The 18,205-nt window shown below is 36.4% G+C and carries 18 protein-coding genes; 12 read left to right on the forward strand and 6 right to left on the reverse strand.

Annotated features, from left to right (window positions below):
* Positions 1-195 precede the first annotated feature (195 nt).
* The 5 genes from B5X51_RS09705 to B5X51_RS09725 all read left to right on the forward strand — a co-directional run bounded on the left by B5X51_RS09705 (position 196) and on the right by B5X51_RS09725 (position 5,192).
* Positions 196-2,517 (forward strand): ATP-dependent helicase, encoded by a 2,322-nt coding sequence (locus tag B5X51_RS09705; RefSeq protein WP_079720980.1) that lies wholly within the window; start codon positions 196-198, stop codon positions 2,515-2,517.
* 3 nt (positions 2,518-2,520) lie between these two features.
* Positions 2,521-3,135, forward strand: coding sequence for a potassium channel family protein (locus B5X51_RS09710; RefSeq protein ID WP_079720981.1), 615 nt, complete (start codon positions 2,521-2,523; stop codon positions 3,133-3,135).
* A gap of 221 nt (positions 3,136-3,356) precedes the next feature.
* Positions 3,357-3,569: a hypervirulence associated TUDOR domain-containing protein gene (locus tag B5X51_RS09715; protein ID WP_079720982.1), complete on the forward strand. Its 213-nt coding sequence runs from the start codon at positions 3,357-3,359 to the stop codon at positions 3,567-3,569.
* Positions 3,570-3,634: 65 nt separating this feature from the next.
* Entirely contained in the window at positions 3,635-4,255 is a 621-nt protein-coding gene (locus tag B5X51_RS09720) for an L-threonylcarbamoyladenylate synthase (RefSeq protein WP_079720983.1), read from the forward strand.
* 100 nt (positions 4,256-4,355) lie between these two features.
* Positions 4,356-5,192, forward strand: coding sequence for an alpha/beta fold hydrolase (locus B5X51_RS09725; protein ID WP_079720984.1), 837 nt, complete (start codon positions 4,356-4,358; stop codon positions 5,190-5,192).
* Positions 5,193-5,266: 74 nt separating this feature from the next.
* Here the strand turns inward: B5X51_RS09725 and B5X51_RS09730 are convergent, their stop codons facing one another.
* The 3 genes from B5X51_RS09730 to B5X51_RS09740 all read right to left on the reverse strand — a co-directional run bounded on the left by B5X51_RS09730 (position 5,267) and on the right by B5X51_RS09740 (position 7,651).
* Positions 5,267-6,100 carry an OmpA/MotB family protein gene (locus B5X51_RS09730; protein ID WP_079720985.1) on the reverse strand — a complete coding sequence of 278 codons (834 nt, stop codon included), beginning with the start codon at positions 6,098-6,100 and terminating at the stop codon, positions 5,267-5,269.
* A 91-nt stretch (positions 6,101-6,191) separates the two neighbouring features.
* Positions 6,192-7,187 carry a glycosyltransferase family 2 protein gene (locus B5X51_RS09735; RefSeq protein WP_079720986.1) on the reverse strand — a complete coding sequence of 332 codons (996 nt, stop codon included), beginning with the start codon at positions 7,185-7,187 and terminating at the stop codon, positions 6,192-6,194.
* Entirely contained in the window at positions 7,187-7,651 is a 465-nt protein-coding gene (locus tag B5X51_RS09740; RefSeq protein WP_079721126.1) for a type I restriction enzyme HsdR N-terminal domain-containing protein, read from the reverse strand. Before B5X51_RS09740 ends, B5X51_RS09735 begins: the two co-directional genes overlap by 1 nt.
* A 75-nt stretch (positions 7,652-7,726) precedes the next feature.
* Here B5X51_RS09740 and holA point away from each other — a divergent pair, with 75 nt between their 5' ends.
* From holA to B5X51_RS09770, 6 genes are all read left to right on the forward strand, one after another.
* Complete coding sequence (gene holA, locus B5X51_RS09745) at positions 7,727-8,731, forward strand: DNA polymerase III subunit delta (protein ID WP_079720987.1); 1,005 nt, start codon at positions 7,727-7,729, stop codon at positions 8,729-8,731.
* A gap of 1 nt (position 8,732) precedes the next feature.
* Positions 8,733-9,638, forward strand: a complete 906-nt coding sequence (locus B5X51_RS09750; RefSeq protein WP_079720988.1) for a 1,4-dihydroxy-2-naphthoate polyprenyltransferase — start codon at positions 8,733-8,735, stop codon at positions 9,636-9,638.
* A 175-nt stretch (positions 9,639-9,813) separates the two neighbouring features.
* Positions 9,814-10,494: a metal-dependent hydrolase gene (locus B5X51_RS09755; protein WP_079720989.1), complete on the forward strand. Its 681-nt coding sequence runs from the start codon at positions 9,814-9,816 to the stop codon at positions 10,492-10,494.
* 28 nt (positions 10,495-10,522) lie between these two features.
* The gene (locus tag B5X51_RS09760) at positions 10,523-11,557 is read left to right on the forward strand and encodes an o-succinylbenzoate synthase (RefSeq protein WP_079720990.1); all 1,035 of its coding nucleotides are present in this window, start codon (positions 10,523-10,525) and stop codon (positions 11,555-11,557) included.
* A gap of 3 nt (positions 11,558-11,560) precedes the next feature.
* The gene (locus B5X51_RS09765; protein ID WP_079720991.1) at positions 11,561-12,502 is read left to right on the forward strand and encodes a CPBP family intramembrane glutamic endopeptidase; all 942 of its coding nucleotides are present in this window, start codon (positions 11,561-11,563) and stop codon (positions 12,500-12,502) included.
* Between the two features lie 60 nt (positions 12,503-12,562).
* A complete protein-coding gene (locus B5X51_RS09770; RefSeq protein ID WP_079720992.1) occupies positions 12,563-13,660 on the forward strand; it encodes an AMP-binding protein in 1,098 nt (365 codons plus the stop codon).
* A gap of 36 nt (positions 13,661-13,696) precedes the next feature.
* Here B5X51_RS09770 and B5X51_RS09775 read toward each other — a convergent pair whose 3' ends face one another.
* From B5X51_RS09775 to B5X51_RS09785, 3 genes are all read right to left on the reverse strand, one after another.
* The gene (locus B5X51_RS09775; protein WP_079720993.1) at positions 13,697-14,119 is read right to left on the reverse strand and encodes a DoxX family protein; all 423 of its coding nucleotides are present in this window, start codon (positions 14,117-14,119) and stop codon (positions 13,697-13,699) included.
* 177 nt (positions 14,120-14,296) lie between these two features.
* Positions 14,297-15,931 (reverse strand): M1 family metallopeptidase, encoded by a 1,635-nt coding sequence (locus tag B5X51_RS09780; protein ID WP_079720994.1) that lies wholly within the window; start codon positions 15,929-15,931, stop codon positions 14,297-14,299.
* Positions 15,932-16,199: 268 nt separating this feature from the next.
* Positions 16,200-17,828: an acyl-CoA carboxylase subunit beta gene (locus tag B5X51_RS09785; protein ID WP_079720995.1), complete on the reverse strand. Its 1,629-nt coding sequence runs from the start codon at positions 17,826-17,828 to the stop codon at positions 16,200-16,202.
* 178 nt (positions 17,829-18,006) lie between these two features.
* On the opposite strand from B5X51_RS09785, the gene B5X51_RS09790 reads away from it, so the two are divergent.
* Entirely contained in the window at positions 18,007-18,186 is a 180-nt protein-coding gene (locus tag B5X51_RS09790) for a CAL67264 family membrane protein (RefSeq protein ID WP_057481994.1), read from the forward strand.
* Positions 18,187-18,205: the final 19 nt, after the last annotated feature.

Genomic DNA, 18,205 nt, shown 5'->3' on the forward strand with positions numbered 1-18,205 from the left:
AAAGCCCAAGCAGGCTGAGAATAATTATTTCCATAAGTTTTATTTAGTGCTGAAGCCGTTTTGCAGAATTTTAAAGATATTAAAAACTTAGACAATTGCTCCCCACCAATCTTAGTTTGTTTAAAACAAAGTAGCTTTCGGGTTTATAAATTGTCTCATTTTGGTTAATTTCACGCATTTAAAAAACTGAAGAGATTGGAAGCTTATTTAGCCGAATTAAATGACGCACAACGCGCACCTGTATTGCAAAAGGATGGTGCTATGATTGTGATTGCAGGAGCAGGATCTGGAAAAACCCGGGTGCTTACCTACCGTATTGCTTACTTGATGAGCCTTGGTGTAGATCCTTTTAATATTTTGTCTTTAACTTTTACCAATAAAGCTGCACGGGAAATGAAAACCCGTATTGCTAAAATTGTTGGTAATAGCGAAGCAAAAAATCTTTGGATGGGAACTTTCCATTCTATTTTTGCTAAGATTCTGCGCTTTGAAGCCGATAAATTGGGCTACCCTTCAAACTTCACTATTTATGACACTCAAGATTCGCAAAGTGTAATTAGAGCTATTATAAAAGATATGCGTCTGGATAAAGACGTATATAAATACAAGCAGGTTTATAGCAGAATTTCTTCCTATAAAAACAGTTTAATAACCGTAAAGGCTTATTTCCAGAACCCGGAATTGAAGGAAGCTGATGCGATGTCTAAAAAACCACGTTTGGGTGAAATCTACCAGGAGTATGTAGAGCGTTGCTTTAAAGCCGGTGCGATGGACTTTGATGATTTATTGCTGAAAACAAACGAGCTTTTAAATAGATTTCCTGAAGTACTGCAGAAATATCAAAACCGTTTCAGATATATTTTGGTAGACGAGTATCAGGATACAAACCATTCCCAATATTTGATTGTAAAAGCACTTTCCGATAAGTTTCAAAATATATGTGTGGTGGGAGATGATGCGCAGAGTATTTATGCTTTCCGCGGAGCGAATATTAATAATATTCTGAATTTCCAGAAAGATTACGAGAATGTGCAAATGTATAGGCTGGAGCAAAATTACCGTTCTACCAAAAACATTGTAAATGCAGCCAACTCAATAATTGAAAAGAATAAAACCAAGCTTGAAAAGGTAGTTTGGACGGCCAATGATGAAGGGCCAAAAATTGTAGTAAATCGTCTGCTTACCGATGGGGAAGAAGGCCGTTTTGTTGCGGGTTCTATTTTTGAAAATAGAATGCAAAACCAAATGAGTAATGGTGATTTTGCTATTCTTTATCGTACCAACGCTCAAAGTAGGGCGATGGAGGATGCACTCAGGAAAAAGGAAATTCCGTATAGAATTTACGGCGGACTTTCATTTTACCAGCGAAAAGAGATTAAAGATGTGTTGTCTTATTTACGACTTCTTATAAATCCCAAAGACGAGGAAGCACTTAAGCGAATAATCAATTATCCTGCCCGTGGAATTGGGCAAACTACAATGGATAAATTGAGCATTGCGGGAAATCAATATGGCAAGACCATTTTTGAAATTATTGAGAATATAGATCATCTTGATTTAAAGATCAATAAGAGTACGCGTACCAAGCTTGATAATTTCGTGAACATGATAAAAAGCTTCACGATTCTTGCTGAAAATGCCGATGCGTTTACCGTGGCCGATACCGTGACCAAAAAAACCGGTTTGGTTCAGGAATTAAAGAAGGATGGTACCCCGGAAGGGATTGCGCGTATAGAAAATATTGAAGAATTATTAAACGGGATCAAAGATTTTGTGGAAGGGCAAAAAGAACTGGCAGATGCTGATGGTTCTCTGGCAGAATTCCTGGAAGATGTAGCACTTGCTACAGATATGGATAAAGATACCGGTGATGATGATCGGGTTGCTTTAATGACCATTCACCTGGCAAAAGGTTTGGAATTCCCTTATGTATATATTGTTGGGTTAGAAGAAGATCTTTTTCCTTCAGGAATGAGTATGAATACCCGAAGCGAACTGGAAGAAGAACGTCGCTTATTCTATGTAGCACTTACGAGAGCCGAAAAACAGGCTTATCTAACTTATACGCAATCCAGATATCGCTGGGGAAAACTTGTAGATGCAGAGCCCAGTAGGTTTATTGAAGAGGTAGACGAGCAGTATATGGATTATTTGATTCCGCAGGATGATTATAAATACAAACCACTTATTGATACCGATATTTTTGGTGATGATATTGATAAAAGTAAATTACGCCAAAGCAAACCTAAAAAAGGAACTCCGCCACCGGCACATAAACCAAGCGAGTCTCAATTAAGAAAGCTTCGGAAATTGAAACCCGCCAGCCCCGAGCCTGAAAAGGCTACAAATGGAATTAAACTGGAGGCCGGTAATGTAGTGGAGCATATGCGGTTTGGAAAAGGAAAAGTACTGGCCATAGATGGTGTTGGCCAGGATAAAAAAGCTGAAATAGATTTTGAGAATGGAGGAATTAAAAAGTTACTATTAAGGTTTGCTAAACTGAAAATGCTTAGCTAGCTTATGAGTGTTTCCAATATTATAATAAGCCTGCTTTCAATTTTTAGCATTTTTCTGTTATCGCTTACTTTTTTTATTTCACCCGAATCTGAGATTTATCAGTTGATAAGTTATTTCGATTTTATTCTGTGCTTTATTTTTTTAATAGATTTTTTTACACAACTCTCTAGAGCAGAGAATAAATGGAAATATTTCTATACCATAGGTTGGTTAGATTTGCTTTCTTCTATCCCTGTTGTAAATGAATTTAGGTTTATTAGGGTTTTTAGGGTCTTTAGAGTACTTAGAATAATAAAATCTACCCGCCTGCTTATTGCTTTTATTAGGAGGAATAAAGCAACATCCCTGTATGGATTTATTGTTTTTACCGCCTTTACTACCTTAGTGTTTACTACAACTGCGGTTTTATATTTAGAGCAGGATGTAGGAAATATAAAAACTGCCGAAGATGCACTCTGGTGGAGCTTTGTAACCATTACTACCGTTGGTTATGGGGATTATTATCCTGTGACCAATAGTGGTAAACTTTTGGCTTCCTTGCTTATATTTTGTGGGATAGCCTCCTTTGGTGCGGTTATTTCTTACGTGAATAGGATAGCCGTTTCATTTAAAGATTAAATCTTTTTTAATTTTTAGTTGAAGAAATGTTGCTTCATAAATTCTATAGACGCAAGCTTCCCAAATACTACCATATTATCCTTTTTTTCCAGATTGTTCTCACTAAAATGATTCAGGATTATAGATGCTCAAGATTACGACGGTAGCTAATATACTCGTTAAACTTCTGTTATATAAAGCCGCTCCAAGCGGCTTTCTTTTTATCTTCAAAATAAAAAAATATGATTAAGGAAGGTAGTAATGTCCGTTGGAAATGGGGTAATGGAGAAGCAAAAGGGAAAGTAACCAAAACTTATGCTAAAGAAGTTACAAAAACCATAGATGGAAGCGAAATCACCCGAAAAGGGGAAGAAGGCAATAAGGCACTTTTTATAGAACAGGAAGATGGTAGTAAAGTGCTGAAGCTGGAAAGTGAGGTTTCTAAATCAGATTAATTAAACTAATTTAAAAACTATTTGTTCGAAAATTTGTAAATTCTCGAGCATTAAAATTTATAACTATGGCCGAATTACTTAGAATTTATGATGAAAATCCAAGTCAGAAACATATTAATAAAGTAGTAGAGACTTTAAGAAATGGCGGACTTATTATTTACCCAACAGATACCGTCTATGGTTTAGGTTGTGATATTACCAACACCACGGCATTAGAAAAAATTGCTCAAATTAAAGGGGTGAAACTTGAAAAGGCTAATTTTTCATTTGTTTGTGAAGATTTAAGCAATCTTTCAGACTATGTGAAGCAAATAGATTCTGCCACCTTTAAGGTGCTTAAGAGAAATCTTCCAGGTCCTTTTACATTTATTCTTCCCGGGAACAATAACCTGCCAAATGTGTTTAAAAAGAAGAAAACGGTGGGGATTAGAGTGCCAGATAATGCTATTTGCAAAAGTATAGTTGCTACTTTAGGGAATCCTATTGTTTCTACTTCAATTTACGATGAAGATGAGGTACTGGAATACACTACAGACCCCGAATTGATAAAAGAGAAGTGGGACCATTTAGTAGATATTGTTATTGATGGAGGTTATGGAGATAATATTCCCTCTACAGTTGTAGATCTAACTACTTCCCAACCAGAAGTGATAAGAGAAGGGAAAGGTAGTACCGAAAATTTGTAGTTTTAAATAAAATTTTTGATAACACGTTAAAAGCCTGCTAAATGCAGGCTTTGTTTTTTTATAGCGCCATATACTCCATAACTTAATAAAAAAATAAGCAATGAATTATATTGAAACTAAAAACGAAGAAAACGGTAATAAGATAAAACTATTTTACGAAGATTATGGCGAAGGGCAACCGGTTATATTAATTCACGGCTGGCCTTTAAGTCACAAAATGTGGGAATACCAGGTAGAGAAAATCGTAGATGCCGGGTTTAGATGTATAAGTTATGATCGCCGCGGGTTTGGTGATAGTGATAAACCCTGGGAAGGCTACGATTATGATACTTTAGCTTCAGACTTAAACGATGTTATAACTGCACTTGGTCTCTCAAACACCATAATTGTAGGTTTCTCTATGGGTGGAGGAGAAGTTGCCCGTTTTATAGGGAAATATGGAACCGCTAATATATCTAAAGCTGCATTGATCTCTGCGGTGCCACCATTTATGCTGAAAACCAATGATAATCCTGATGGGCTTGAGAAAGAAGTTTTTGAAGGATTTAAAGAGGAGATTCGAAAAGACCGCGCAGGTTTCTTAGCCGGATTTGGTGATAAGTTTTACAATTATGATAAAAACAAAGATCGTATAAGTAAAGATCAGAAACATTACGATTGGAGTATTGCCTGCAAAGCTTCATCAAAAGCAACACTGGATTGTGTAGATTCTTTTGGATTAACAGATTTTAGAGAAGACCTAAAACAGTTTGATGTGCCAACGTTAATAGTTCATGGAGATGATGATGAAATTGTACCAATAGCTATTTCTGGGAAGAAAAGTAAAGACCTGGTTAAGGATAATACTTTTGAAGTAATTGAAGGCGCACCACATGGATTGATAATGACGCATAAAAAAGAATTTAATGAGATCTTATTGCGCTTTTTAAAGAAGTAATAGGTCTTTTTATTAGCAAGTAAAAAACCCCGCAAAAGCGGGGTTTTCTTATAATAATTAGAATGTAGTTCGGCTTATTTAGCAGACTTCATTCCTTCTTCAATCATTCCGTAAAATTGGTCTAATTTAGGAAGAACTACAATTCTTGTTCTTCTGTTTTTAGCACGGCCTTCAGCAGTTTCATTTGTAGCAACAGGAACGTAGTAACTTCTACCAGCGGCAGTCATTCTTGCTGGCTCTACACCAAACTCGTCCTGAAGAATTCTAACTACAGAAGTAGCTCTTTTTACACTAAGATCCCAGTTGTCTTCAAACATTGAAGTTTTAATAGACTGATCGTCAGTATGACCTTCTACCATAAACTCGATGTCTGGCTTGTTTTTAACTACAGTAGCAACTTTACCAAGTACTTCTTTAGCACGGTTGGTTACATTGTATCTACCACTATCAAATAGAAGTTTATCTGAAATAGAAACGTAAACTACACCTTTCTCAACATTAATTTCAATGTCTTCATCATTTATGTTACCCAGGGCACCTTTCAAGCTTGTTACAAGAGCTAAAGTTACTGAGTCTTTTTTGCTAATTGCATCACGCATAGATTGGATAGCCAAATCTTTTTCTTTGATGCTTTCTAAAGAGCGTTCAAGGTTCTCAGCTTCTTTCTTAGAAAGGGTAGCAAGATCACCAACGTTGTTAAGCAATGCCGCATTGGTATTGTTAAGTCTTGAAATTTGTTGGTTAAGGTCTTGTTTGTCTTCTAAACACGCATTTAGCTTAATCGTAGCAGTGTTTAATTCATCCTGAGTTTGTTTTTGTTTTTCTTCAAGCTCTGCATATTTTTTGTTAGATACGCAAGAGGAGAACAAAAGAACGGCAGTAGCCGATAAAAGCATAATTCGTTTCATAATCTTGTAATTGTTATTAATGTTAGATGTTTCAAAAGTATCAAAAAAATGTAAAGCGGGAAAAGAAGCTTTAGCATAAGTTTGAATCCTTTTATTTTAATTTAGAAAATTCTTTTCTACTTAAACAAAAATAAGACCAAATAATAGATTTTAACTGGAAATATTGGATGTTTTTTAGAAGGCTTTTTCGCTTTAATTTAATTTTTTTAAAGTTGCTGTAAAATGCAGTATGAGCCTGGAGAATAGCATATAAATGAGAAAATTTACCTTCGGCAATAAATTTGATTCCCGCCACCCCATCAAGGACCATTCTTATAAATAAAATACCATAAACATTTGGTGCCGGTGCATTCTTTAAAAGCATATATAAGCTATTTCTAAAATTGAAAAAAGTTTTCCTGGGATTCATACTATCTAAAGTAGCGCCACCCACGTGGTAAACGCTAGAATTCCCGCAAAATTTTATTTGATAGCCTAAATTATGGATACGCCAGCATAAATCTATTTCTTCCTGGTGTGCAAAAAAATCTTCATCTAATGCACCGGCTTCCCAATAAACGTTTTTTCTAATAATTAAACAGGCTCCACTTGCCCAAAAAATTGGAACATCGTCATTATACTGCCCATGGTCTTCTTCTAAAGTTTCAAAAATTCTACCGCGGCAAAAGGGGTATCCATATTTATCCATATAGCCGCCGGCAGCCCCGGCATATTCAAAGTAGTTTCTCCTTTTAAAATCGAGAATTTTAGGTTGAACTGCAGCTGTTTCGGGTTGATTTTTAAAAATTTCTATAATTGGTTTCAGCCAATCCCTGGTTACTTCTACATCGCTATTTAGCAAAACAAAAATCTCTTCGGTTAAGCCAGAAAGTGCATCGTTATAACCTTTGGCAAATCCGCCGTTCTCTTTATTCTGAATAATTTTTACCTGCGGAAAATTTTCCTGTACAAATTCTACAGAATCATCGGTAGAAGCATTATCGGCCACATAAATATTGGCTTCCTCAGAAAAACGAATTACCGAAGGCAGAAACTGTTCTAATAAATCGCGCCCATTCCAGTTTAAAATTACTACAGCTGTTTTCATTATTGTTTGGTTTTTTCCGCAGTTAAATAATCAGGAATTTCGGGTAGGAAATGATATTTCTCTTCTTTGTAATCCAATTTGCAGAAGTAATGCTGCAGGCCGTTAGTGAGCATTAAATAATCGGCTTTTAAACTCAAATTATATCTGGCGATCTGGTCAAAAACTTCCTGGGTTATTTTTATATGCGGTGCTTTGCATTCTACTACCACTTTTATTTTTCCATCAGGATAAAAAACTACGGCGTCATAGCGTTTGGTAAGCTTTCCCAGTTTAAGTTGCTTTTCAACATTAATATGGTTTTTAGGATATTTTTTATCTAAAGTTAGGAACTTCACTACGTGTTGTCTTACCCATTCTTCGGGAGTTAAAACCACAAATTTTTTCCGGAGTTCATCAAAAACGGCTATTTTATTTTCACTATTTTTGAACCGGAACGAGTATTTTGGAAAATTGAGCGCTAACATAGGCCAAAAGTAAAAAAGAAAACCACAGCGCAGCAAGCTTCAGTTTAATTTAAAATTCAAAAATCCTTCATCTTAATGGAAGAAGCAAAAGAGATTGTAAATAATATTCAAAAAGGTAGTGTGTCACCACTTTACTTTTTAATGGGTGAGGAACCTTATTATATTGATAGAATCTCAGACTTTATAGCGCAAAATTTACTTGCGGAAGAAGAAAAAGGTTTTAATCAGATCATTATGTATGGCCGCGACACCAATATAGATGAAATTGTGAGCAATGCCAAGCGCTATCCCATGATGGCCGAAAGACAAGTGATTATTGTAAAAGAAGCACAAGATCTTTCCCGAAGCATAGAGAAACTGGTAGATTATGCCGAAAATCCGCAGCCTACAACCACTTTAGTTTTTTGTTATAAATATAAAAGCCTTGATAAGCGTAAGAAACTTTCTAAGGTTTTAAAGAAAAATGGGGTTTTGTTTGAAAGCAAACGCCTATATGAAAACCAGGTGGCAGACTGGATTATGAAAACCCTTAAGGCGAGAAATTATACCATTTCTCCCAAAGCAGCACAAATGCTGGTTGAGTTTTTAGGAATTGATCTTGGGAAAATAGATAATGAGCTAAATAAACTTCAACTTATAACCCCGGAGGGTACTCAAATCACTCCAGAGCTTATAGAGCAGAATATAGGAATAAGCAAAGACTTTAATAATTTTGAATTACGCAAAGCCATTGGGATGCGAGATTCCCTTAAAGCGCATCGCATTGTAAATTATTTTGCCCAGAATCCTAAAGACAATCCTATGGTAGTGACCATTTCACTATTGTTTTCCTATTTCTCGCAAATTATGCAGTATCATGGCCTTCCTGATAAATCTAAAGCTAATGTGGCCAGGCAGCTTAAAGTACATCCGTATTTTGTTGGGGATTATATAGCTGCGGCAAAAAATTACCCCATGAAGAAAGTGAGTCAGGTAATTGGTCTTTTGCACGAAAGCGATGTTAAAGGAAAAGGTGTGGGCGCGGTGAATATTTCTCACGGCGATTTACTCAAAGAATTAATGGTTAAGATCTTAAATTAATATGAGTAAAATAAATACGTGGATAAGCGCCGCCAGGCTAAGAACATTGCCATTATCTATTTCAGGGATCATAGTAGGAACCACTATTGCTGTTAGCGAAGGTGTTTTTAGCATTGTCATTTTTAGTCTTGCGCTAGCAACCACTTTAGGTTTACAGGTGCTTTCAAATTTCGCTAACGATTATGGAGATGGTGTTAAGGGAACAGATAACGAGGATAGGGTAGGGCCAGAGCGCGCTTTACAAAGCGGATTAATTACTCAGAAGGAAATGCTTCAGGGGATTATAATTACTGCTATTGTTACCTTACTTTTTGCTATTCTACTTATTTATGCAGCTTTCGGAAAAGAAAATTTGGGATACGCGCTATTCTTTTTTTTGCTGGGAATTGCTGCAATTATTGCTGCCATAAAATACACAGTTGGTAAATCGGCCTACGGTTACCGGGGGCTTGGAGATGTTTTTGTTTTTATTTTCTTTGGCCTGGTGGCAGTATATGGATCTTATTTTTTATATGAACACCAATGGAACTGGTTGGTCTTGCTGCCGGCTTTTAGTATAGGTTTTTTAAGTATCGGGGTTTTAAACCTTAATAATATGCGAGACAGGGCTTCAGACGAGAAGGCAGGTAAAATTACCTTAGTGGTGAAACTTGGTGCTAAGAAGGCTAAAAACTATCATTATTCGCTTATTCTAGGCGCTATTTTTTGCCTGGTGTTATTTACAATACTTTCGTTAGAGAGTATAAACGATTTTATTTATCTACCTGCTTTTATTCCTTTAGTCCTACACCTTAAAAGAGTGGTAGAAAATGAAAATGCTATACTGCTTGATCCAGAACTAAAGATTCTGGCACTTTCTACCTTTGCCACCGCAATTCTTTTTGGCCTGGGGCAAATCTGGCAGTAAACCACATGGAGCAGGTTCAAGAAGAATTATTATTAGAAAACATCATTTGATTTGGAGGCAAGCCTGCGAGCATTTAATCTCGATTATCGAGTAAGTTTAACAAAATTATATATTCGGTAATTTGAAGCTTCTTTTATCGAATTCTTAAATTAGGAGAAACCATAAAAATTAAGTTATGAAAATCACTTTTTACGGACAAAGTTGCCTTGGAATTAAAATAGGGGATATCAATGTTTTGGTAGATCCATTTATAACCGGGAACGATCTTGCTAAAGATAAAATCAATATTAAAGACATAAAAGCCGATTATATTTTATTAACCCACGCACACCAGGATCACACCTTAGATGCTGAGGAAATTGCCAAAAATACAGGGGCGGTAATTGTAAGTAATTTTGAAATCGCTAATCATTATGAAGAAAAAGGCATAGAAGTTCATCCTATGAATCACGGAGGAAACTGGGAGTTTGAATTTGGAAAAGTGAAGTACGTAAATGCCGTACATACCAGTTCTTTTCCAGATGGTAAATATGGTGGACAGCCCGGCGGTTTTGTGATAGAAGGAGAACATAAAAATATCTATATTGCCGGCGATACTGCGCTAACTATGGATATGCAGTTAATTCCGCAACGCACCACGTTAGATTTGGCAATTCTTCCTATTGGAGACAATTTTACTATGGGTGTAGAAGATGCTATTATTGCCAGTGATTTTGTTGAATGTGATAAAGTTTTGGGTTGCCATTATGATACCTTTGGCTACATTGAAATTGATCATGAAGAAGCCAAAAGAAAGTTTTTTGACGAGGGTAAAGACCTTATGCTCCTTGAAATTGGAGAAAGTCTTGAACTTTAGTTTTGACTTAGCTAAATAATAGAAATATATGCAGGCAGATTATAAAAAGTATGTCTTAAATTTTAAACGCCCCAGCGGAACTTCGCGGGGCGTTCTTACTACTAAAGAAACCTGGTTTCTTAAAATCACCGATGGTGACAAGATAGGCTATGGTGAATGTGGAATTCTTAGAAGCCTTAGTATAGACGACAGGCCAGATTATGAAGAAAAATTGCAATGGGTTTGCAATAATATTAATCTGGGTGAAGCTATGCTTTGGGAAGAATTAAAAGAATTTCCAAGCATTCAAATTGGGATAGAAATGGCTTTTAAGTCATTGAATGCTCCAGATCCTTTTGAAATATTTCCTTCTGAATTTACCAGTGGAAAGGCAGCAATACCAATTAACGGATTGATATGGATGGGAGAAAAAGCTTTTATGAAAACTCAGATTCAGGAGAAAATTGAAGCCGGTTTTGATTGTATTAAAATGAAGATTGGCGCCATAGATTTTGAGACTGAATTAGAGCTTTTAAAATATATAAGAACCGAATTTTCTTCCGAAGAAATTGAATTACGCGTAGATGCAAATGGTGCCTTTAAGCCTACTGAAGCTTTAGAGAAACTGGAACGTTTAAGCGAATTTCAATTACACAGTATAGAACAGCCCATTAAACAGGGACAAATGGAAGAAATGGCTCAATTATGCGAGGAGACTCCGCTTCCTATAGCTTTAGACGAAGAATTAATTGGTGTTTTTGATGGAACGAAGAAGAAAGATTTGTTACAAACAGTAAGGCCACAATATATTATTTTAAAGCCGAGCTTAATAGGTGGGTTTAGAGGTACTCAAGAGTGGATTGAACTTGCTGAGAAGTACAATATTGGTTGGTGGATAACCAGTGCCTTAGAAAGCAACGTGGGGCTCAGCGCAATTTCGCAATTTACTTATACTAAATACAGTAAAATGCCTCAGGGACTGGGCACCGGAAGTTTGTATACTAATAATATAGCGAGTCCGTTAGAAGTGACGAAAGGAAATATTCAATATAATCCCGCAAAAAGTTGGGACTTTAATTTTTAGTAAATGTATATAGCAGAAGCTTTTAAATATCGCCACGATTTTTGGAGGTATATTATTGGAACTATATTAGTTGTTGTTGGTGTTATTATAGGTCAAATACCTTTAGGTGTAGCTGTTTTTCTGGAACGGGGAATGGATATGGCGTCGATGACTGAAGGAGAACTAATGCAGGTATTAGATTCTAACTTCACATTTTTCCTAATTCTTTTAACTTTTGCTGCTGGATTGGGGGTATTATTATTAGTAGTAAAATTATTGCATAATCAATCTTTAAGATCGCTTACCACCAGCCGTAAAAAAGTTGATTGGGGACGCATTTGGTTTGGTTTTGGTCTTGTGGCTGCTTTTACTGTTAGCGTTACTTTCATAGAATATATGGTGAACCCCGAAGATTTTTTAGTGAATTTTCAACCGGTTCCCTTCGCTATTTTGGTAGGAATTGCGATAGTAATGATTCCGCTACAAACCAGTTTTGAAGAATACTTGTTCCGTGGATATTTTATGCAAGGCCTGGGTGTACTAGTTAAAAACCGTTGGATACCTTTAATAGTGACTTCAGTTTGTTTTGGTGGCTTACATTTTTTTAATCCGGAAGTAACCCAGATGGGAAACCTGATTATGATTTATTATATAGGCACAGGATTTTTACTGGGAATAATGACATTAATGGATGAAGGTATGGAATTGGCTTTAGGCTTTCACGCGGGGAACAACCTTACTGCCGCTCTGCTGGTTACTGCCGATTGGACAGCGTTCCAAACCGAATCTATTTTTAAAGATATTTCAGATCCAACAGCTGGACTGGATGTTCTGGTTCCCGTGTTTATAATTTATCCTCTTTTCCTATTTATTATGGCCAAGAAATATGGTTGGAAAGATTGGAAAAATAAACTCTTTGGAAAAGTAGAGAAGCCAGAAGACATAAAACATATCGAAGAAATTTAAATTTATCATTACAATTTATTAACTTTAAGTATAAAGAAATGTAACATATTTGGTTTAAATATGGCAGATAACTATAAAGTACCGGAAACTCATCCAGATTTCAGACTGAATAAACGACATTTCACAAATGCCGAACTACATTTAATTGCTTATAACTTTATAAAAGAAGGTGAAGCATTTGAGGAAAAAGTTGGAAGTTTCTTATTAGAATGGATCAAACCTTCTAAGTATGTAGAGGTGAAAACTTCTGGTTCTACCGGTACCCCAAAAGTTATAAGAATCAAAAAGGAGCTTATGATCAATTCGGCCATAGCAACTTCCAGATTTTTTGACTTACCCGAAAAAACTACTGCCTTATTATGTTTACCGGCTACCTATATTGCCGGGAAAATGATGCTGGTTCGCGCTATGGTTTTAGGTTGGCAATTAGATATGGTGCCGCCATCTTCCAATCCCTTAGATCAGGTCTTTAAACGTTATGATTTTTGCGCAATGACTCCTTTTCAGCTGGATAATTCGGTTGGGCGATTGCACCTTATAAAAAAACTAATCGTTGGGGGTGGGGCAGTTTCGCCAAGACTTCAGAAGATGGTAAAAGAAGTAAGTACTAAGGTTTATGAGACTTATGGAATGACCGAGACGGTTACCCATATTGCTGCAAAAAGATTAAATCCGTCAAAAAACAAGAAAAAATCACGAGTATTTAAGGTGCTTCCAAATATCAATATTTCCCAGGACGATAGAAATTGCTTAGTAATTAAAGCACCTAAACTTTCAGATGAAATTATCACCACCAATGATGTGGTTGAGATTCTTACCTACAAAAAATTTAAATGGAAAGGCAGGTTGGATAATGTGATTAATTCTGGAGGGATAAAACTTCATCCTGAACAAATAGAAAAAAAGCTTTCCAAAATTATAGATCAACGGTTATTTGTAACGGGGATGCCAGATGATTCCCTGGGTGAAAAATTAGTATTGTTTGTTGAAAATGAATTTTCAGAAGAACTTCTTGAACAATTACAGAAAGAGATTCAAGAACTAAAAAGTCTTGACAAGTACGAGCGCCCAAAAAAGATATATTTCATAGAGAAATTTGAAGAAACGCACACCGGAAAAATTCATAGAGAAAATACCTTTAAGAGTAAGATAAACTAAGCACAATAACTGTAAGAAATACAGATTAAAACTTCATCATTGTTGCATTTTCATAGAGTAGTCCATAGAATTCTTTCCGGAACCATAGAATAAAAAGAACAAACTTAAAATTAGCACGATACTAGCCTCAAATAACCTACCGGGTTGCATCACTCCTATAAAATTTATTAGAATCGCTCCAAAAATAATTGGAAGTTGAACCAATATTGCCCAACGTGTAAGTAACCCAACGGCTATTAGAACTCCACCAACTAAATGGGCAAAGGCAACATAATGAACTGTGAGCATAGTACCTCCATAGCCTTCAAGTGGCTTTATGAGTTCTATAAGAGTTTCTGTTTGTGCAATAAAATTGATTCCTTTTATAAACAAGAAAACACCCAAAGCAATTCTTAAAACATCAATGAAATAATAAGTGTGTGCATTTGCCCACTTATTGAGGGATTTTACGCTTATCATAACTTTAGTTTTATGGTTATATAGCTATAAGTTACTGAAAATTAAACCATTGTTGTTTTAATTATTTGTTATTCTTTTATTTTTAGGCACAAAAAAATGGCTGATTAAGAAGAGATTAGTATCAATTTTTGAATTTAATTACTTCCTAAACAGCCATATTATAAGGCTCTAACTTCTTTATTTCTTAAAACTGGTTTGAATATAAAATTCCAGTTCGTTTACTTTTATTTTATCTGGCTCAACATTCTGCTTTAAGTTTTGCCATTGATTAGTAGGTGTTATTCTTACCTCTTTCCCATCGATAAAAATATCTACCGGCATTTTAAAATCATCAACATCAGCTATCCATTTAACCTGTGTTTTTCCATTCTCTTTTCTGAATTGCAATTGGGGAAGATCAGCGTGTCTTAGATATTGGTCAAATATTGGTTGTAAATCTACTTCAGTTGCTTCATTAAAGAAATTTTCAGTGGTTTGAGTATCAATGATCTGGTGTTTGTAGGTTTCAGTGTAATCCTTTAAGGTTTTCCACCATAATTCATCATTATCATAAATACTACGAATGGTATTTAGCAAATTGGCGCCTTTAAAATACATGTCTCCAGAGCCTTCGCTATTTACACCGTAATCACCAATAATTTTCGCATTGTTTCCAAGTCCGCTACGAGTTCCTTTTAGGTATTCTAAAGCTTCTTGCTTGCCCCAGCGGCACTCTATATAAACAGCTTCAGAATAAGAGGTGAAGCCTTCGTGAATCCACATATCGGCAATATCTTTAGCGGTAATGCTGTTGCCGTACCATTCGTGACCCGATTCGTGAATAATAATAAAATCCCATTTTAGACCAATCCCGGTACCCGAAAGATCGTTGCCTTTATAGCCCATTTTATATTCATTTCCATAGGCTACAGCACTTTGGTGTTCCATTCCCAGGTAGGGGGTTTCAATTAGTTTAAAGCCATCTTCTACAAAAGGATATTCTCCAAATTTTTCGTAGAAGCAATCCATCATAGGCTTAACTTCTTTGAATTGCTTTTTAGCTTTTTCCAGGTTGTAGGGTAATACATAATAATCCAGATCAAGATCGCCATACGAATCAGAGAAATGCTCATAATTTGCGATGTTGATCATTACGTTATAATTATTGATTGGATTCACGGTTTTCCAGCTCCACTGGGTAAAACCGTTGCCTAAATCTTTTTCGCCTAAAAATTGCCCGTTAGAGACATTCATTAGTCCGTTTGGAACAGCTATATCCAGTTGCACTTCTTCCGGCTCGTCACTTTGATGATCTTTATTGGGGTACCAAAGGCTTGCCCCGGTTCCCTGTACGGCTACGCCAATCCAGGGATTGCCATTTTTATCTTTGTCCCACACAAAACCGCCATCCCAGGGTGCATTTTTTGCAACAATTGGCTCTCCGGAATAATAAAACTGAATTTCTCCTTGCTCATCAGCTTTTATTGAATCATCCAATTCGATAAAAACCGCATTGTGTTTGCGTTTAAAAGCTAAAACCTCATTATTCTGAAGAATAGAATCCACCTTCATATTTTCGAAAAGGTCTATCTGAATGGTAGAAATATCTTCTTCAGCGATAAAATTAATAGTATTTGAGCCTGAAATAAATTGTTTTTCGGGTTCTACCTTAAGTTTTAAATGATATTTCTGGACATCAAAAGCACGCTCTGGCCTTAGCGATCCTCTAAGTGAATCGGCTTCGGTATAATTTCCGTCTTTTTTGCTTAAAACCTGGGCATTTAAACCAAGTGCAAGGGTGAAAAGTATAAGAGTTAAAAGTTTTATTTTCATTATATATTTTTATGGTATAGCTCTTTATAGCAAAAGTCTTCAGAATTTTAGCTGATTATTTATTGCCAGCTTTCTCAATAACTTTGTATGATTCAGCTTTTAAAAGAATTTTTGACTTATATCCTTTTTATTTCATCTAGAAATTTATTGGCACCGCCAAAGGGTGTAATACCCCGAGGCTTGCCTCGAAATTAAAAATTTGTTTCCAACGAATGCCTCGTGGGCTTGCCCCGAGGTAGTTTAATCCCACCTTGGGGGATAGGGGGCTTTATGTTTGGATCACTCCTAAATTAAAATCTTTTTCAATAGGCGCATGGTTGGCGGCTTCAATCCCCATAGAGATCCATTTTCTGGTGTCTAAAGGATCTATTACAGCGTCTGTCCACATGCGGGCAGCGGCATAATAGGGTGAGGTTTGTTCGTCATATCGGGATTTTATCGCCTCAAAAACTTCTTTTTCTTTTTCCTCGTCAACTTTTTCACCTTTTTTCTCCATAGAGGCGGTTTCAATTTGTGCTAAAACCTTGGCGGCTTGTGTACCACCCATTACGGCAAGTTCGGCACTTGGCCAGGCTGCGATAAGTCTTGGGTCATAAGCTTTTCCGCACATCGCATAATTTCCCGCGCCATAAGAATTACCCATAATAATAGTGAATTTAGGCACTACCGAATTGCTAACTGCGCTAACCATTTTTGCGCCGTCTTTAATAATGCCGCCGTGTTCACTTTTACTGCCTACCATAAACCCGGTAACATCCTGAAGAAAAACCAACGGAATTTTTTTCTGGTTACAGTTTGCAATAAAACGAGTGGCCTTATCGGCAGAATCTGAATAGATCACTCCGCCAAACTGCATTTCTCCTTTTTTGGTCTTTACAATTTTACGCTGATTGGCAACAATACCAACTGCCCAACCATCTATCCGGGCGTATCCGGTAATAATAGTTTGCCCATATCCTTCTTTATATTCCTCAAATTCAGAACCATCTACCAGGCGGGAAATAATTTCCCGAACATCGTATTGATCGCTTCGTTTCTTGGGAAGAATACCGTAGATATCTTCCTGTTTATCTTTAGGTTTTACTGCTTTTTTATGGTTAAATCCGGCTTTGTCGAAGTCGCCCATTTTATCCATAATATTTTTTATGCGGGTAAGCGCGTCTTTATCGTCTTTCGCTTTATAATCTGTTACTCCACTAATCTCACTATGTGTAGTGGCGCCACCCAGAGTTTCGTTATCTACAGATTCTCCAATCGCAGCTTTTACCAGGTAGCTTCCGGCGAGGAAGATACTTCCAGTTTTTTCTACGATAAGCGCTTCATCGCTCATAATTGGGAGGTAAGCACCACCGGCTACACAACTGCCCATCACTGCTGCAATTTGGGTAATTCCCATACTGCTCATTACCGCGTTATTTCTAAAAATTCTTCCAAAGTGCTCTTTGCCGGGGAAAATTTCGTCCTGCATAGGTAAATACACCCCTGCGCTGTCTACTAAATAGATAATAGGAAGTCTGTTTTCTATAGCGATTTCTTGTGCTCGCAGGTTTTTCTTTCCGGTAATAGGAAACCAGGCACCTGCTTTTACGGTAGCATCATTAGCAACAACAATACATTGCTTCCCTGAAACATAGCCTATCTTAACAACCACGCCACCAGAAGGGCAGCCACCGTGTTCCTCGTACATGCCTTCACCTGCAAAAGCTCCAATTTCTAAAGAATTCGATTTGTCATCAAGTAGAAAGTCAATACGCTCACGAGCAGTCATTTTTCCTTTAGCGTGGTGTTTTTCGATGCGTTTTTCACCACCGCCCAGTTTTACGCGTTTGAGTTTATGATTTAATGAGGAAACCAAAAGTTTATTGTGGTCTTCATTTTTATTGAATTTCATATTCATATATTGTAGGTTTCGAACTTTATTGTTATTAGATAAATTTCAATACTGCAAAAATTTTATCAAATTTTCAGCAAAAAGCGAAAATTGAGTTGTCTTTTGGCTAAAATACAAAATAGGCTTTATTCTTAAAGTGGATTTTAAGGCTAAAATGTTCGATATTTGTACAAAACCTTTTATTATGGGAATGAATAAAAATACCATCTTCGCCTGGGCTTCTTTTGCTTTGTTTATAATTGGTGCCGCCATAATTTTATTGGGGGTGCTAAAATATCGGGAATATGCAATTGGATTCTCAGTTGTAGGAATTGGGTTTTTCGCAATCTCCTGGGCATTCAATGCACTCAAAGGCAGGATTTAAAGCTGAAAATCATAATTAA

Origin of the sequence: Salegentibacter holothuriorum, assembly GCF_900168045.1 — a bacterium.
GTDB lineage: Bacteria > Bacteroidota > Bacteroidia > Flavobacteriales > Flavobacteriaceae > Salegentibacter > Salegentibacter holothuriorum.